This window comes from Pseudomonas sp. SWRI77 (genome assembly GCF_014269105.1).
In the GTDB taxonomy this organism is placed as follows: domain Bacteria; phylum Pseudomonadota; class Gammaproteobacteria; order Pseudomonadales; family Pseudomonadaceae; genus Aquipseudomonas; species Aquipseudomonas capeferrum.
On sequence record NZ_JABWRV010000014.1, the window covers coordinates 62595 to 78135 of the forward strand.

Annotated in this window: 13 protein-coding genes and 1 tRNA gene; 10 read left to right on the forward strand and 4 right to left on the reverse strand. The window is 62.4% G+C overall.

Going from position 1 to position 15541, the window contains the following annotated elements; genetic code table 11:
* Positions 1-10 precede the first annotated feature (10 nt).
* The 8 genes from tolR to HU766_RS15140 all read left to right on the forward strand — a co-directional run bounded on the left by tolR (position 11) and on the right by HU766_RS15140 (position 5888).
* On the forward strand, positions 11-463 hold the full coding sequence (gene tolR, locus HU766_RS15105; RefSeq protein ID WP_012273765.1) for a protein TolR: 453 nt from the start codon (positions 11-13) through the stop codon (positions 461-463).
* Positions 463-1581 carry a cell envelope integrity protein TolA gene (gene tolA / locus HU766_RS15110; RefSeq protein ID WP_033699841.1) on the forward strand — a complete coding sequence of 373 codons (1119 nt, stop codon included), beginning with the start codon at positions 463-465 and terminating at the stop codon, positions 1579-1581. Before tolR ends, tolA begins: the two co-directional genes overlap by 1 nt.
* A gap of 26 nt (positions 1582-1607) precedes the next feature.
* Positions 1608-2879, forward strand: coding sequence for a Tol-Pal system beta propeller repeat protein TolB (gene tolB / locus HU766_RS15115; protein WP_033699839.1), 1272 nt, complete (start codon positions 1608-1610; stop codon positions 2877-2879).
* A 54-nt stretch (positions 2880-2933) separates the two neighbouring features.
* Positions 2934-3431, forward strand: a complete 498-nt coding sequence (gene pal, locus HU766_RS15120; RefSeq protein WP_008090230.1) for a peptidoglycan-associated lipoprotein Pal — start codon at positions 2934-2936, stop codon at positions 3429-3431.
* A gap of 6 nt (positions 3432-3437) precedes the next feature.
* Positions 3438-4253 (forward strand): tol-pal system protein YbgF, encoded by an 816-nt coding sequence (gene ybgF / locus HU766_RS15125; protein ID WP_186658332.1) that lies wholly within the window; start codon positions 3438-3440, stop codon positions 4251-4253.
* 159 nt (positions 4254-4412) lie between these two features.
* Positions 4413-5060, forward strand: a complete 648-nt coding sequence (gene queE / locus HU766_RS15130; RefSeq protein ID WP_033700214.1) for a 7-carboxy-7-deazaguanine synthase QueE — start codon at positions 4413-4415, stop codon at positions 5058-5060.
* A gap of 17 nt (positions 5061-5077) precedes the next feature.
* On the forward strand, positions 5078-5752 hold the full coding sequence (gene queC / locus HU766_RS15135; RefSeq protein ID WP_186658343.1) for a 7-cyano-7-deazaguanine synthase QueC: 675 nt from the start codon (positions 5078-5080) through the stop codon (positions 5750-5752).
* A gap of 60 nt (positions 5753-5812) precedes the next feature.
* Positions 5813-5888: transfer RNA gene (locus tag HU766_RS15140), tRNA-Lys, on the forward strand.
* A gap of 117 nt (positions 5889-6005) precedes the next feature.
* Here HU766_RS15140 and HU766_RS15145 read toward each other — a convergent pair.
* The 3 genes from HU766_RS15145 to HU766_RS15155 all read right to left on the reverse strand — a co-directional run bounded on the left by HU766_RS15145 (position 6006) and on the right by HU766_RS15155 (position 10590).
* Positions 6006-6965 carry a cation transporter gene (locus HU766_RS15145; protein WP_033699836.1) on the reverse strand — a complete coding sequence of 320 codons (960 nt, stop codon included), beginning with the start codon at positions 6963-6965 and terminating at the stop codon, positions 6006-6008.
* Between the two features lie 139 nt (positions 6966-7104).
* The gene (locus HU766_RS15150; RefSeq protein WP_186658347.1) at positions 7105-9171 is read right to left on the reverse strand and encodes a methyl-accepting chemotaxis protein; all 2067 of its coding nucleotides are present in this window, start codon (positions 9169-9171) and stop codon (positions 7105-7107) included.
* Positions 9172-9237: 66 nt separating this feature from the next.
* A complete protein-coding gene (locus HU766_RS15155; protein WP_033699834.1) occupies positions 9238-10590 on the reverse strand; it encodes an APC family permease in 1353 nt (450 codons plus the stop codon).
* Between the two features lie 472 nt (positions 10591-11062).
* Here HU766_RS15155 and HU766_RS15160 point away from each other — a divergent pair, with 472 nt between their 5' ends.
* Entirely contained in the window at positions 11063-12571 is a 1509-nt protein-coding gene (locus tag HU766_RS15160) for a YdgA family protein (protein ID WP_186658348.1), read from the forward strand.
* 230 nt (positions 12572-12801) lie between these two features.
* A complete protein-coding gene (gene nadA, locus HU766_RS15165) occupies positions 12802-13860 on the forward strand; it encodes a quinolinate synthase NadA (RefSeq protein ID WP_186658350.1) in 1059 nt (352 codons plus the stop codon).
* A gap of 127 nt (positions 13861-13987) precedes the next feature.
* On the opposite strand, the gene HU766_RS15170 is transcribed toward nadA, so the two are convergent.
* Positions 13988-15424, reverse strand: coding sequence for a M48 family metalloprotease (locus HU766_RS15170; protein ID WP_033699831.1), 1437 nt, complete (start codon positions 15422-15424; stop codon positions 13988-13990).
* Between the last annotated feature and the right edge of the window lie 117 nt (positions 15425-15541).

Here is a 15541-nt window from a genome sequence, read left to right on the forward strand (position 1 = left end):
GTAGAAGCCCATGGCCCGAGTTCGCCACAAACGCAAGCCGGTCGCCGAGATGAACGTGGTGCCCTACATCGACGTGATGCTGGTGCTGCTGGTCATCTTCATGGTGACGGCCCCCATGCTCAACCAGGGCGTGAAGGTCGACCTGCCCAAGGTTTCCAGTGAAGCCTTGCCGCAAGACAACAACGTCCAGATCCTCACCATCTCCATCAAGGCCGACAAGACCTACTACTGGAACCTCGGCAGCGAAGTCGATACCGATAAACAGATGGACAAGGCCATGACCTTGCCCGACATGACCAACGCAGTGACCAAGATCATTGCTGCCGGTCGTGACCAGGGCAAGCAGACCCAGGTCTTCATTCGTGGCGACAAGGCTGTCGACTACGGCGCGGTCATGGGTGCCATGGGCGGGTTGCAGAAGGCCGGTGTCGGTAACGTTGGCCTGATTACCGAGGCGCCCTGATGCAACAGCGAGAGCCATCCGCCTCGGAAAGCTACTTCTGGCCCAGCGTCTGGGCCATCGGCCTGCATGTGCTGGTGTTCGCTATGCTGTTCGTCAGTTTTGCCATGACGCCTGAACTGCCGCCTTCCAAGCCGATCGTCCAGGCTACTCTGTATCAGCTCAAGTCCAAGAGCCAGGCGACTACCCAGACCAATCAGAAGATTGCCGGGGAAGCGAAGAAAACCGCCTCGCGCCAGACCGAAGTCGAGCAGCTGGAGCAGAAGAAGGTCGAGCAAGAGGCCGTGAAGGCCGCGGAACAAAAGAAAGCCGACGCCGCTCAAAAGGCCGAAGAGGCTCGCGAGGCCGCCGAAGCCAAGAAGGCCGAGGACGCCGCCAAGGCCGCCGAGGCGAAAGAGGCCACCGAGGCCAAGAAAGCCGCCGAAGCCAAGAAGGCCGATGAGGCGAAGAAAGCCGCCGAGAAACAGCAGGCCGACATCGCCAAGAAGAAGGCTGAGGAAGAGGCCAAGAAGAAAGCCGCCGAGGACGCCAAGAAAGAGGCCGCCGAGGAAGCGAAAAAACAAGCCACCGAGGATGCCAAGAAAAAGGCAGCCGAAGAGGCCAAGAAGAAAGCAGCCGAGGACGCCAAGAAGAAAGCGGCGGCCGAGGACGCGAAGAAGAAGGCAGCTGAAGAGGCCAAGAAAAAGGCCGCGGCAGACGCCCAGAAGAAAAAGGCACAGGAAGCGGCCCGCAAGTCGGCAGAAGACAAGAAAGCCCAGGCCCTGGCCGAGCTGTTGTCCGATACCACCGAGCGGCAGCAGGCGCTGGCTGACGAGCAAGGTGACCAGGTGGCCGGCGATTTCGACGACCTGATCCGCATGCGCGCAGCCGAGGGCTGGGCACGTCCGCCTTCCGCGCGCAAGGGCATGACGGTAGTCCTGCAGATCAACATGCTGCCAGATGGCACCATCACCAACGTCAGCGTGTTGCGCTCCAGTGGCGACGGCCCGTTTGACAGTTCGGCGGTGGCAGCAATGAAGAACATCGGTCGTCTGACCGAAATGCAGGGTATGAAGCCGAGCGATTTCAACAGGTATCGTTCGTTCAAGATGACATTTACTCCTGAGGATCTAGCGTTGTGATTAAACTCCTTCGAGGACTGCTGGTCATGCTGTGCTGCGTGGCAGGCATGGCCGTAGCAGAGGAAAAGAACATCCTGGTCACCAGCGGCAGCGACCGGGCCACGCCCATCGCGGTAGTGCCGTTCGGTCTGCAGGGCGGCAGCGTGCTGCCCGAAGACATGGCTGACATCATTGGCAACGACCTGCGCAACTCCGGCTACTACTCGCCGATCCCGCGGCAGAACATGATCAGCCAGCCTTCCCAGGCCAGCGAAGTCATCTTCCGCGACTGGAAGGCGTTGGGTGCGCAGTACGTGATGGTTGGCAGCATCGTGCCGTCCGGCGGCCGCCTGCAGGTGCAGTACGCCCTGTTCAACGTCGCCACCGAGCAGCAAGTGCTGACCGGCAGCGTGGCAGGCAGCGTCGACCAACTGCGCGACATGTCGCACTACATCGCCGACCAGTCGTTCGAAAAGCTCACCGGCATCAAAGGTGCGTTCTCTACCCGCATGCTGTACGTGACGGCCGAGCGTTTCTCCACCAACAACACCCGTTACACCCTGCAGCGCTCGGACTACGACGGTGCCCGGGCAGTGACCCTGCTGCAATCGCGTGAGCCGATCCTGTCGCCACGCTTTGCACCGGATGGCAAGCGTATTGCCTATGTGTCGTTCGAGCAGAAGCGCCCGCGCATCTTCGTGCAGCACATCGACACCGGCCGCCGTGAGCAGGTCACCAACTTCGAAGGCCTCAACGGTGCACCGGCCTGGTCGCCTGACGGTTCGCGCCTGGCGTTCGTGCTGTCGAAAGATGGCAACCCGGACATCTACGTGATGAACGTGGCTTCGCGTCAGATCAGCCGTGTCACTGCCGGCCCTGGTATCAATACCGAGCCATTCTGGGGCAAGGATGGCAACACCCTGTACTTCACCTCCGACCGTGGCGGCAAGCCGCAGATCTACAAACAGTCGGTCAGTGGTGGTAGCGCCGAGCGCGTAACTTTCGTTGGTAACTACAACGCCAACCCGAAACTTTCGGCGGACGAAAAGACGCTGGTGATGATCCACCGTCAGCAGGGCTTCACCAACTTCAAAGTGGCGGCACAGGACTTGCAACGCGGAAGTGTAAAGATTCTCTCAGAAACAAGTCTTGATGAGTCTCCCACTGTTGCGCCAAACGGCACCATGCTAATCTACGCCACCCGCCAGCAGGGCCGGGGAGTCTTGATGCTCGTGTCGCTTAATGGCCGCGTGAGGCTCCCACTTCCTACCGCTCAAGGCGAAGTCAGAGAACCGTCCTGGTCCCCTTACCTGAACTGATTGCGGCGTAATACGTTTTGCTTAACACACTGGGGTTTCATTAGGAGTTTCACGATGGAAATGCTGAAGTTTGGTAAATTCGCTGCGCTGGCTCTGGCCATGGCTGTAGCTGTAGGTTGCTCCTCGAAAGGCGGTGACAACGCTGGTGAAGGCGCTGTTGACCCGAACGCTGGCTACGGTGCCAACACTGGCGCTGTCGACGGCTCCCTGAGCGAAGAAGCCGCCCTGCGCGCAATCACCACCTTCTACTTCGAATACGACAGCTCGGACCTGAAGCCAGAAGCCATGCGCGCTCTGGACGTTCACGCCAAGGACCTGAAGTCCAACGGCAACCGCGTTGTTCTGGAAGGCAACACCGACGAGCGCGGCACCCGCGAGTACAACATGGCTCTGGGTGAGCGTCGTGCCAAGGCCGTTCAGCGTTACCTGGTTCTGCAGGGCGTTTCCCCTGCTCAGCTGGAACTGGTCTCCTACGGTGAAGAGCGTCCTGTTGCTACCGGCAACGACGAGCAATCCTGGGCTCAGAACCGTCGCGTAGAACTGCGTAAGTAAGTTCCCATGCGAATGTGCCGCCGTGTAGTAACCGTCCTCGCACTCAGCCTGCCGCTCGCGGCCTGGGCTGAGGTCCCTGTAGTAGATGACAACGCAGGCAGTTATCCGCCTGCGGGTTATGGCACGAGCGGCGCCTATGCCGGGGCAGGGGCTTCAACCCCTACCTCGGCACAGGGCCAGCTGTTCATGCAGCTGCAACAGATGCAGGACCAGCTTTCCCGCCAGCAAGGCATCATCGAAGAGCTGCAAAACGATGTGTCGCGCATGAAGCAGGAAAACCTGGAGCGATACCAGGACCTGGACCGTCGCATCAACAGTGGTGCCGCGCCTGCCGCGACCCCTGACAATTCCTCTACCGGGGGCGCATCCAATGCCGCCGCCGGTGCAGCAGCAGGTGCCGCTGGCGCCGCTGCGCAACAACCGGCCGCCAGTGGCGAGCCCGGTGATCCGGCGAAAGAGAAGCTCTATTACGATGCCGCTTTCGACCTGATCAAGCAGAAGGACTTCGACAAGGCCAGCCAGGCGTTCAACGCCTTCCTGCGCAAGTACCCCAACAGCCAGTACGCCGGCAATGCCCAGTATTGGCTGGGTGAGGTGAACCTGGCCAAGGGCGACCTGCCAGGTGCCAGCCAGGCGTTCGCGCAGGTGAGCCAGAAGTACCCCAAGCACAGCAAGGTGCCTGATTCGCTGTACAAGCTGGCCGACGTCGAGCGCCGCATGGGCCACACCGACAAGGTCAAAGGCATTCTGCAACAGGTCATCACCCAGTACCCCGGCACATCCGCCGCGCAACTGGCGCAGCGTGACCTGCAAAAGCTCTAAGCAGCACCCTTCGCAAGAAACCCGCGCCAGTCGCGGGTTTTTTCGTTAGAATCACTGCCCTTTTTCTTAAACACGCTGCAGCGGATAACGCCATGTCGAGTCCGCGACAGTGCCTGACGGAGGCGGACAGCCTGTTTAGCTGTCACGCCCGTGGCGATCATGCAAGACACATTACGCATCACCGAAGTTTTTTACTCTTTGCAGGGTGAAACACGAACGGCTGGGCTGCCCACGGTTTTCGTGCGCCTGACCGGTTGCCCCCTGCGCTGTCAGTACTGCGACAGTGCCTACGCGTTCAGCGGCGGCACCCTGCGCACCCTCGATTCGATCATGGAACAGGTGGCCGGCTTCAAGCCGCGCTACGTCTGCGTCACGGGCGGCGAGCCGTTGGCCCAGCCCAATGCCTTGCCGTTGCTTCAACAGCTGTGCGATGCCGGCTACGAGGTTTCGCTGGAGACCAGCGGCGCGCTGGATATTTCGGGTACCGACACCCGCGTCAGCCGTGTGGTCGACCTGAAGACGCCAGGCTCCGAGGAGTCGCACCGTAATCGCTATGAGAACATCGAGCACTTGACCCGCAACGACCAGGTCAAGTTCGTGATCTGCTCGCGCGAGGACTATGACTGGGCGGTGTCCAAGCTGATCCAGTACAACCTTGCCGAGCGTGCCGGCGAGGTATTGTTCTCGCCTAGCCATCACCAGGTGCGCGCGAGTGACCTGGCCGACTGGATCATTGCCGACAACCTGCCCGTACGGTTCCAGCTGCAGCTGCACAAGCTGCTGTGGAACGACGAACCCGGGCGTTGATTGAGGAGTAGCAGTACATGACTGAAAAACGCGCGGTAATCCTGCTGTCTGGCGGCCTCGACTCGGCCACCGTTGTTGCCATGGCCAAGGCCGAGGGCTACAGCTGTTACACCATGAGTTTCGACTACGGCCAGCGTCATCGTGCAGAACTCGATGCCGCTGCCCGCGTGGCTCGCGACCTCGGGGTGGTCGAGCACAAGGTCATCGGCCTGAGCCTGAACGGTATCGGTGGCTCGGCCCTGACCGACAGCAGCATCGATGTTCCGGAAACCCCCGGTGAGGGGATTCCAGTCACCTACGTGCCAGCGCGCAACACTGTGTTCCTGTCCCTGGCCCTGGGTTGGGCGGAAGTGCTCGAAGCGCGTGACATCTTCATTGGCGTCAATGCCGTGGACTACTCCGGTTACCCGGACTGCCGCCCCGAATTCGTTGAAGCTTTCGAGCGCATGGCCAACCTGGCGACCAAGGCGGGCGTCGAAGGGCAGGGCTTCCGTATCCAGGCGCCGTTGCAGAACCTGAGCAAGGCACAGATCGTTCAGGAGGGCATCGCCCGCGGTGTGGACTACAGCCTGACGGTGTCCTGCTACCAGGCCGATGAGCAGGGCCGTGCCTGCGGCAAGTGCGACAGCTGCCGCCTGCGTGCCGATGGCTTCAAAGCTGCCGGTGTGAGCGACCCGACGCGTTATTTTTGATTTTTTTGCCGTAGGGTGTTGATTTCCCGTTAGAAATCAGTATTATACGCGCCATCCAACGGGTCGTTAGCTCAGTTGGTAGAGCAGTTGGCTTTTAACCAATTGGTCGTAGGTTCGAATCCTACACGACCCACCACACGCAGTAAGTCAAAGCCCGCTACCGGCAACGGTCGCGGGCTTTGTCGTTTCTGGCTCGTGTTGCTTGCCTTGGCCCATCGCCGGCGAGCCGGCGATGGGCTGCAAAGCGGCCCCGTTACTCGGCCCACTCCGGGTCGCCGGTAAACACCACGGTCAGCCAGCGGTCCGGCCCTTCGCCGCCCACGGCATCACCGATCTCGTTGCGCAGTGCATCCCACTCATCGATGGTTTTCGCGCCCATGCCGGTCGGCACGATGAAGTACAGCTCGATCTCCCGCGAGCGCCCCACCTTGGCCACATAAGCGCGGTACGACTGCAGGCCGTGGCGGGCGACGAATGCCTTGGCGACCTCGTCGACATGCAGTTTGAGGTCGCCCGGCGTCACCAGGAATATCTCTGAAAATGCCTGGCGTACCACCGACAACGGCAATGGAATGATCACCAGGCAGACCAGCGCCAGTACCGCCGGGTCGATGTACGGTGACATCCACTCCCACTGCGTGCCTTGCACGGCATAACCAAAGCAGAAGGCGATCAGCAACGCGGCGGTAATGCTGGCCGACATCACCCAGCCCTTGACGTCCATGCGCACGAAGTCCGAACACAACTTGCGGTTGGCCCGGGCTTCGATCACCGCGATGGTCACGCAGGCAATCACGGTCAGTACCGCGTAGACCATGGCGATGCCGAATTCCAGGTGGCGCCCGCCTTGCAGCACGCTGCTGACGGCGTTGATCAGCGCATAGATGGCCACGCCGCTGAGCAGGATGCCATTGAGCGCCAGCACCATCGGCTCCAGGTGCCAGAAGCCCATGGTGAAGCGCTCGCGCAGTTTGCGTGACATGTGTGCGGTGGTGGTGTGCGAGGTGATCAGCTTGACCACCACCAGCGACAGCCCGCTCATGCTGGCGTCGACCAGTGAATAGACGCCGTCGAAGATGATCGAGAACGAGCCGGAGGCCAGGCCGAAGGCGATGCCGATGGTGGCGATGAACAGGGTGACGGCGATCGAGGTGCGTAGCAGGCCCTGTTCGCTGGTGATGTCGAAGAATGGGGGTTTGTGTGCTGCTTCCATGGGTAAAGCTCTTTCAAAAGGTGGGTTGCCTGTACCGGCCTCTTCGCGGGGCAAGCCCGCTCCACAGGTGCGGCAGCGCGCCCAAGGCTGGTGATAATCCTGTGGGGGCGGGCTTGCCCCGCGAAGCGGCCAGTACAGACTAGACGCGAAACTGCTCCATCAAGGCTTGCTGCTGGTTGGCCAGCCGGTTCAGTGCCTGGCTGATCCGTGCCGACTCCTCGGCCTGGCCAGACAGCGATTCTGTCACATCGCGGATGCCGGCCACGTTGCGGTTCACTTCCTCGGCCACCGCACTTTGCTCTTCCGCTGCCGAGGCGATCTGCAGGTTCATGTCGCTGATCACCGTCACCGCCTCGCCGATTCGCTGCAGGGCCGGCAGTGCCTGCTCCATGCGCGTTGCGCTGGCTTGGGCCTGGCGTTGGCCTTCATGCATGGCGCCCACCACATCCTCGGTGCCTTGCTGCAAGCCTTCGATGACCTGGCGGATTTCCTCGACCGATACCTGGGTGCGTTGGGCCAGGCTGCGCACTTCATCGGCGACCACGGCAAAACCGCGTCCGGCTTCGCCAGCCCGGGCGGCTTCGATGGCGGCATTGAGCGCCAGCAGGTTGGTCTGCTCGGCAATGGCGCGGATCACATCCAGCACCGAGCCAATTTGCTCGCTGCGGCTTTCCAGGGCGCGTGCTTCGTCCATCGCGGTGGTCATGTCGGCGGCCAGGCGGTCGATGGCCTGGCGGGTACTGGCGATCAGTTGCAGGCCTTCGCGGCTCGCCTGGTCGGCGCCGCGAGCCGCCTGAGCTGCCTGGGCGGCATTGTGGGCGACATCCAGTGCGGTAGCGCTCATTTCGTTGGCGGCGGTGGCCACCTGCTCGATTTCCCGGTGCTGTTGCTGCATGCCGTTGCTGGTCTGGCTGGCGATGGCAGCGGACTGGTCGGCGGTGCCGCGGGCTTCCTGCAGCGAGCCCTTGACCTGGGCAATTACAGGTTGGAGTTTGTCGAGGAAGCGGTTGAACCAGCCCGTCAGCTGGCCCAGTTCGTCCTCGTGGGCGTAGTCCAGACGGCGGGTCAGGTCCCCTTCACCGCTGGCGATGTCCTCCAGGCGCGCCGCTACGGCAAGGATCGGCCGGGTTACCCCGCGTGCGGTCAGCCAGACCAACAGCAGGCCCAGCACGGCAGCGGCGAGGCCAATCATCAGGCTGGTGAGGTTGGCGCGCTGGTTGTTCGCGTCCAGCCGTTGGTTGAGGGCGACCGCTGGCGCTTGCAGGACGCTTTGTGGCACTTCAAGCAGTACCTGCCAGGGGGCTGCATCGGGGATCGGCGCAAAGGGGTGGGCAACCCGCAGCAGGCCGCTCGCCACGCTCGTGCTCAGCGCCTTGCCGAGCTGAGAGCTGTCGCGGCTGTGGCCTGCCAGCAGGCCGGCCGGGCTGACGATGCTGACCTGGCCCTGGCCATCGAACAGCTCCTGACGGCCGTCCAGGCTCAGCTGCTGCAGGTTGTCCAGGCCAATGTCCAGGCCGATCACGCCGATGACCTTGCCGTTTTCCAGCAGGGGCAAGGCGATGCTGGTCATCAGCACCTGGCGGCCATTGACCTCGTCGAGGTACGGCTCGAGCATGCAGGTCTGGGCCGTCTCTTGCGGGCAGGTCAGCCAGCGGTTCTGCGGGCTGCCGCTGGTGCTGGTGCGGGTGTCGGCCAGCATCGAATCTGGCATGGCTTCTGCTTCGAGGGTGCCAGGGCGTGGTTGCGACCAGTACAGCGAGAACCGCCCGCTGTCGTTGCTGCCCAGGGCATCCTGGCCGATGAACTGGCTGTCCTGGTGGTCCAAGGCATTGGGCTGGAACACCAGGTAAAGGCCGATCACATCCGGGTTGCCGGCCAAGCTGGCACGCGCTTCGCGGGTCAGGTCGCCGCGCAGGTCGCTGCCGCCGCGGGCCTTCAATACCTGCACCAAGCGGCGCAAGCCATTGCCATACTGATAAGCGTCCATGAAATAGCGCTGGATGCGCAATGCCTGGGTCTGGGCGTGCGCTTGCAGGCGCAGGCGCGCGCTCTGGTCGAGCATTTCGGTGTTGGCCTGGTTGACCAGTGCCGCGCTGCGTCGGGCCTGGGTCAGCGAGGTGGCGACCAGCAGGGCGACGATGGCCAGCAGGCACAAGCCGGCAAGCAGGGTGATCTTCCACTGGATGGAGAGGCGGCGCAGCGGCATAGGGGCTTTCCTTTTCGATCAAGCGCAACGCCCGCGATCAGGCGCGGGCGTTTTCGGCAGCGTGGGTCATTCAGCGATGCAGTTCGGTGGGGCAACCCTGAAGGCCTTGGTCAGCCAGGCCAGGTAGCACAAGCCGAACAATGCCCAGATGCCGCCAAACATCAGCGAGTGCGCGTTCAAGTCCAGCCACAGCGAAACGATGATGCAGAAGCCGATGGTCGGCAGCACCAAGTACTTGAGCTTGTTGGCCAGCCCCTGGCGATTGCCTTCGCGCAGGTAGCAATGGTTGATCACCGACAGGTTGACGAAGCTGAAGGCCACCAGGGCGCCGAAGTTGATGATCGACGTGGCCGTGACCAGGTCGAAGAAGATGGCCGACAGCGAAATCAACCCCACCACCGCGATGTTCATGACCGGCGTCTTGTAGCGCGAATGCAGGCGGGCAAAGATGCTGGCCGGGATCACGTTGTCGCGGCCCATCACGTACAGCAAGCGTGACACGCTGGTCTGCGAGGCCAGGCCCGAGGCGATGGTATTGATCACGGTGCAGGCGATGAACACCGACTGGAACAGCTTGCCGCCCACGTACAGGGCGATTTCCGGCAAGGCAGCTTCCTGGTCATGGAAGCGCGCCATGGTCGGGAAGTAGGCCTGGATGAAGTACGACACCAGGATGAACACCATCCCGCCGATCAGCGCGGTGAGGAAGATCGCCCGTGGGATGGTCTTGCCCGGGTCGCGGGTTTCTTCCGACAGGCAGGTGACTGCGTCGAAGCCCAGGAACGAGAAGCACAGAATGGTCGCGCCAGCGGCCAGGGCGCTGAGCTGGGTCTGGTTGTCGGCGAAGGGCAGCAGGCTCCAGGTGGTACCCATCCCTTCGCCATGGTGCAGGCCGCGCACGCAGAGGTAGATGAACACGCCGATGATTGCCACCTGCACCGCCACGAACAGCAGGTTGAAGTGCGCCACCAGGTTGATGCTGCGCATATTGATCAGGCTGATCAGGCTGACGAACCCGACCACCCACACCCACGCCGGCACTTCGGGGAACATGGCCGACAGGTAGAGCTTGGCCAGCAGCGCATTGACCATGGGCAGGAGCAGGTAGTCCAGCAGCGATGACCAGCCCACCAGGAAGCCAACGTGCGGGTTGATGGCGCGCTGGGTGTAGGTGTAAGCCGACCCCGATTGCGGGAAGCGTCGTACCAGGGTGCCATAGCTCACGGCGGTGAACAGAATGCCGGCCAGCGCCAGGATGTAGGCGCTGGGCACATGCCCGGCGGTGATGCCGGAAACAATCCCGAACGTGTCGAACACGGTCATCGGTGTCAGGTAGGCCAGGCCGATGATCACCACGTGCCAGAGGCGCAGGGATTTGTGGAATTGGCCGCTGCCGGTAGCGCTCTGGTCAGGCTGCATGCTGGCATGGCTCCTGCGGCTGGGCGTGAACGGCGGGCACAGTGAGTGGCGCATGCGGCAAGTGCGAGCGGGTGGGCTCCATGTTGTTCACCTTTATTGTTCGGAGCAGAGGGAGGCGCGTGCGAGACGCCGGTTGTTCTTTATGAGGTGGGCGCGGTGCAAGTGGTTAAAATAAAAAACGATGGGTAGGTTGGTGTCAAGTTAAACATGACAAGATGTTGCCAAGCTGAAATATTTATCGATTCCAATAGGGTTTTGTTCGGTTTTTGCGCGATTTTGTGCGCTTTTGGTCGATTTGAATGTCCGTAAAATCGAACAAACTCGCAACGCTTCCTGCGCCTTTCAGACGCTTCCTAAAAGCGGGATTTCTCTTCTTCGGCCGCCACGTGCCTCTGGCTGCAGTGATATTCTTCAGGCCCTGCGTGGCACCTGGCCGCGTGCAAGCCCTTATGGACAGCAATCGGTTTTATTCATGAAGAAATCAGTAGGCATCCTTTCCGGCCTGGCCCTTGCCATTGCCGTCGCAACCACCGCTGGCGCCTGGTACACCGGCGAGCGCCTGCCTGCGGAGCTGGAATATTCCGTCAACCGCAGCAACGCTGAACTGAAGAAAGCCCTGGTAGGCGTCGGCGGCAGCATGACCGTCGAACTGGTCTCGCTGGAGCGGCACTTCTTCAGCAGTACCGCCCAATACCGGCTCACCGCCAAGGACATCAACCTTGGCGACGGCGAGGCGGTCAATTTCGAGGTGGGCATGACCGACCAGATCGAGCATGGCCCGTTCCCTTGGTCGCGGGTCAAGGCGCTGAAGCTGATGCCAGTGCTGGCGGTCAGCAACAGCACGCTGGTCAAAGACGCATTCACCGCCCCCTGGTTCGCCGCAGCGGGCGAGCAGTCGCCGGTCAGCGCGCAGACCAGCCTGGGTTACGGCGGCAGCGTCGACAGCACGGTATTGCTGGCCCCGGCCAAGGTCACCGAAACCGATGGCAACAGCCTCGACTTCTCGGGCATGCAGCTGCACGTCAGCGGCGACCGCGAAGGCAAGGCGACCCAGTTCCAGGGCAGTGCCGAGCGCTTCGAGATGAAGGTGGTCCGCGACGATCAGCCGCCTGCCACGTTCGAGCTGAAAGGCCTGAAGGTCGGCGGCGACCTGGCGGCCACCAAGCATGATGCGATCTATGTCGGCAACGTCGACCTGTCGCTGGCTGAAACCAAGGTCACCTTGGGGCCCAAGCAGCAGGTGCTGTTGATCAAAGGCTTCGAGCAGAATGCCGTGCAAACCCTCGACGGCCCGGACACCGTGGGTGGGCGCGTGGCTTACACGCTGGCGGATATCACCTGGGACGGCCGCGCGGTCGGCAATGCTCAGTTGGCCGTGAGCATCAAGTCGCTCAACGCGCCGGCGCTGCAAGCGCTGTCGCACTGGTACCAGGCGCACTTGCCGGAGTTCGAGGCAGCGGCCGCAGCCGGCCAGCCGGTGCCACAGATCCAGATGGACGAGGCCGCGAAGGCCAAGTTCCAGGGCGACCTGCAACAGCTGTTGGCGTCCAAGCCCAAGCTGGCCGTGGAAAACTTCTCGTTCAAGACGGCCAATGGCGAAAGCCGCTTCAACCTGGCCATGGACTTCGCCAGCCCGACCTCCTTCGACCTGCCGCCTGACCAGTTGAGCAAACAACTGATCAGCGAGGTGAAGAGCAAGCTGTCGCTGTCCAAGCCGATGATTGGCGACCTGGCAACCTTGCAGGCATTGCTGGAAGGGCAGACCGATGCCCAGGCGATCGCCATGCAGTCCAGCCAGGCGGGTGAAATGGTCGGCATGATGGCGCTGCAAAGCGGCATGGCCACGGTGCAGGGCAATGATGTGGTGAGCAGCCTGCACTATGCCGATGGCATGGTCGACTTCAATGGCCAGAAAATGACCGTGGAAGCGTTCGCCATGCTGATGTCCTCGCGTCTTGCAGCCTTGCAGCCGCAAGGTTGATTGGCTGAGCGGTACAGCCCTGTCGCCGGCAACCCGGTTACAGGGCTGTACCGGCTGCATAAAACCCTTTTGAATTGCCTCGATTGTCTGTAGCCTTCGGCGTCCGATAATAATCCGCGCCCGCAGAGGGCCGTGATGGCCTGCGCGCCGTCCGGCGCCCCTAGCCGATCTGCCAGGGCCGGGTGATACACTCGATTTGATGCGCACACGCGCCTGCAGGTCCAGCGATCATGACCCAGATTTCCGAACGCCTGTTGGTTCAGGCCCACCTCGACGCCAAACAGCCCAACCCGCTGACAGCCGAGCAGGAGGCCGAATACCGTGCGGCCATCGCTGCCGAGCTCAAGGCCCAGAACGCCGTGCTGGTCGCCCATTACTACTGCGATCCGGTGATCCAGGCGCTGGCCGAAGAGACCGGCGGTTGCGTATCCGACTCGTTGGAAATGGCCCGTTTCGGCAAGAACCACCCCGCCGAGACCGTGATCGTTGCCGGTGTGCGCTTCATGGGCGAAACGGCAAAAATTCTCACCCCCGAAAAACGCGTGCTGATGCCGACGCTGGAGGCCACCTGCTCCCTCGACCTGGGGTGCCCGGTTGAAGAGTTTTCGGCATTCTGCGACCAACACCCGGAACGTACCGTGGTGGTCTATGCCAATACCTCGGCGGCCGTGAAGGCGCGTGCCGACTGGGTGGTAACCTCCAGCTGCGCGCTGGAGATCGTCGAAAGCCTGATGGACAACGGCGAGACCATCATCTGGGGCCCGGACCAGCACCTGGGGCGCTACATCCAGAAGCAGACCGGCGCCGACATGCTGCTGTGGGACGGCGCGTGCATCGTTCACGAAGAATTCAAGTCGCGCCAGCTGGCCGACATGAAGGCGCTTTACCCGGACGCAGCCATTCTGGTTCACCCTGAATCGCCCGAAGCGGTGATCGACCTGGCCGACGCGGTAGGTTCTACCAGCCAGTTGATCAAGGCCGCCCAGACCCTGCCGAACAAGACCTTCATCGTCGCCACCGACCGCGGCATCTTCTACAAGATGCAGCAGCTGTGCCCGGACAAGGAATTTGTCGAGGCGCCGACGGCCGGTAACGGTGCAGCCTGCCGCAGTTGCGCGCACTGCCCGTGGATGGCGATGAATACCTTGGAGCGGGTGCTGGATTGCCTGCGCACGGGCAGCAACGAGATTTTCGTTGACCCGGCGCTGGTGCCCAAGGCGATCAAGCCATTGAACAGGATGCTCGATTTTACTCAGGCGGCGCGCTTGAAGTTGTCGGGTAACGCCTGATATTGCTGGGGCCGCTTTGCGGCCCATTCGCGGGGCAAGCCCGCTCCCACAACCCCGCTAACCTCAAGGGCAGCGGGGTACTTGTGGGGGCGGGCTTGCCCCGCGAATAGGGCGGTCCAGATGTGCCCTAGCGGCCCATCATGTCCTTGACCATCCGCTGCTGCTCCATGATCTCGCGCTGGCGCTGATCGATCTGCGACGCCAGCGGGAAGTTGCTGCCCGCACGGCGTTTGGCGTAATCCAGCTGCTGGATGGCCTGGTCGAAATCCCCCACCAAGGTGAAGTACTCGGCCCGTGCCCGGTGCAAGCCGATGGTATTGCCCGACAACCCCCGCACTTCGGCAACCTCGTACCACACATCCGGGTCATCCGGCCGGCTCTTGAGCAGGTCGTTCAGTACCTTTTCCGCCTCGGCTGGCTTGTTCTGCTTGACCAGCAGGTCGGCGCGCACCTGTTTCAGCGGGTAATTGCCTGGGTACAGCCCCTGCATCCGTTCGGCGCGCTGCTGTGCATCGGCCAGGCGGTTGTTGGTGATGTCCAGGTCGATCTGCGCCAGGTTGTAGGTAATGTCGTTGGGGGCCTTGGCCAGCAGCGGCTTGAGCAGCTCGCGGGCCTCGTTCAGCTGGCCACCCTTGATCTGCGCCAAGGCCAGGCCATAGCGCGCGGCGTCAAGCTTCGGGTCTTCGTCAAGCTGGGCGCGGAAGCGCTTGGCGGCAAGGCCCGGGGTGCCTTCGTAGGTGAGTGCCACGCGGGCGCGGATCAACTGGTAGCGCTGGGTGTCCTCGATGCCGCCCTTGGGTGCCTGCTCGGCGCGGTTGCGCGTGTCGGCAACCCGCGACTCGGTCACCGGGTGAGTCAGCAGAAATTCTGGCGGCTTGGCATCGTAGCGGTACTGGCGCGCCAGGCGCTCGAACATGCTGGGCATGTTGCGCGGGTCGTAACCGGCTTTTTCCAGGTTCTGGATGCCGATGCGGTCGGCTTCCTGTTCATTTTGCCGCGAGAAGCGCCGCTGCTCCTGAATAGCGGCGGCCTGGGTGCCTGCGATCACGCCGATACCGGCGTCGCCGCCGCCACCGGCGGCCAGCACGATGCCTGCCAGCAGGGCGGCCATCATCGGCAGTTGCATGCGTTGCTGGGCTTCGACGCCACGGGCGAAGTGGCGCTGCGACAAGTGCGCCAGTTCGTGAGCCAGCACCGAGGCGTATTCGCCCTCGGTCTGGGCATTGAGGAACAGCCCGCCGTTGACCCCGACGATGCCGCCAGGGGCGGCAAAGGCGTTGAGCTCGCGGCTGTCGATCAGGATGAACTCCAGGCGCCTGTCCTGCAGCTGGCTGGTTTCCGCCAGGCGGTACACGCTGGTTTCAACGTAGTCCTTGAGCTGCGGGTCGTTCAGCTGGTTGACCTGGCCACGCAACAGGCTCAGCCAGGCGCGGCCGAGCTGGTGCTCCTGTTGCGGCGAGACGATCGCAGAGCTGGCATCACCCAGTGATGGCAGGTCGTCAGCATGGCCGGGAAGGGCCATCAGGCAGGCCAGCGTCAACAGGGTAGGGCGCAGTAGATTCATGCACGAAGCTCGCGTCGGGTCAAAGGCCTCTACTGTAGCCCGCTCACACGTTGGCGACCAGTGGCGGTATCCTAGCGGGCCTGTTACCAAAGACGTCTGCCCCGCACGTGGAGAACC

What these genes read in the sequence shown, in the direction of transcription:
- tolR (WP_012273765.1), top strand. Translation starts at nt 11, where the DNA reads ATGGCCCGAGTTCGCCACAAACGCAAGCCGGTCGCCGAGATGAACGTG.
- tolA (WP_033699841.1), top strand. Translation starts at nt 463, where the DNA reads ATGCAACAGCGAGAGCCATCCGCCTCGGAAAGCTACTTCTGGCCCAGC.
- tolB (WP_033699839.1), top strand. Translation starts at nt 1,608, where the DNA reads ATGCTGTGCTGCGTGGCAGGCATGGCCGTAGCAGAGGAAAAGAACATC.
- pal (WP_008090230.1), top strand. Translation starts at nt 2,934, where the DNA reads ATGGAAATGCTGAAGTTTGGTAAATTCGCTGCGCTGGCTCTGGCCATG.
- ybgF (WP_186658332.1), top strand. Translation starts at nt 3,438, where the DNA reads ATGCGAATGTGCCGCCGTGTAGTAACCGTCCTCGCACTCAGCCTGCCG.
- queE (WP_033700214.1), top strand. Translation starts at nt 4,413, where the DNA reads ATGCAAGACACATTACGCATCACCGAAGTTTTTTACTCTTTGCAGGGT.
- queC (WP_186658343.1), top strand. Translation starts at nt 5,078, where the DNA reads ATGACTGAAAAACGCGCGGTAATCCTGCTGTCTGGCGGCCTCGACTCG.
- HU766_RS15145 (WP_033699836.1), bottom strand. Translation starts at nt 6,965, where the DNA reads ATGGAAGCAGCACACAAACCCCCATTCTTCGACATCACCAGCGAACAG.
- HU766_RS15150 (WP_186658347.1), bottom strand. Translation starts at nt 9,171, where the DNA reads ATGCCGCTGCGCCGCCTCTCCATCCAGTGGAAGATCACCCTGCTTGCC.
- HU766_RS15155 (WP_033699834.1), bottom strand. Translation starts at nt 10,590, where the DNA reads ATGCAGCCTGACCAGAGCGCTACCGGCAGCGGCCAATTCCACAAATCC.
- HU766_RS15160 (WP_186658348.1), top strand. Translation starts at nt 11,063, where the DNA reads ATGAAGAAATCAGTAGGCATCCTTTCCGGCCTGGCCCTTGCCATTGCC.
- nadA (WP_186658350.1), top strand. Translation starts at nt 12,802, where the DNA reads ATGACCCAGATTTCCGAACGCCTGTTGGTTCAGGCCCACCTCGACGCC.
- HU766_RS15170 (WP_033699831.1), bottom strand. Translation starts at nt 15,424, where the DNA reads ATGAATCTACTGCGCCCTACCCTGTTGACGCTGGCCTGCCTGATGGCC.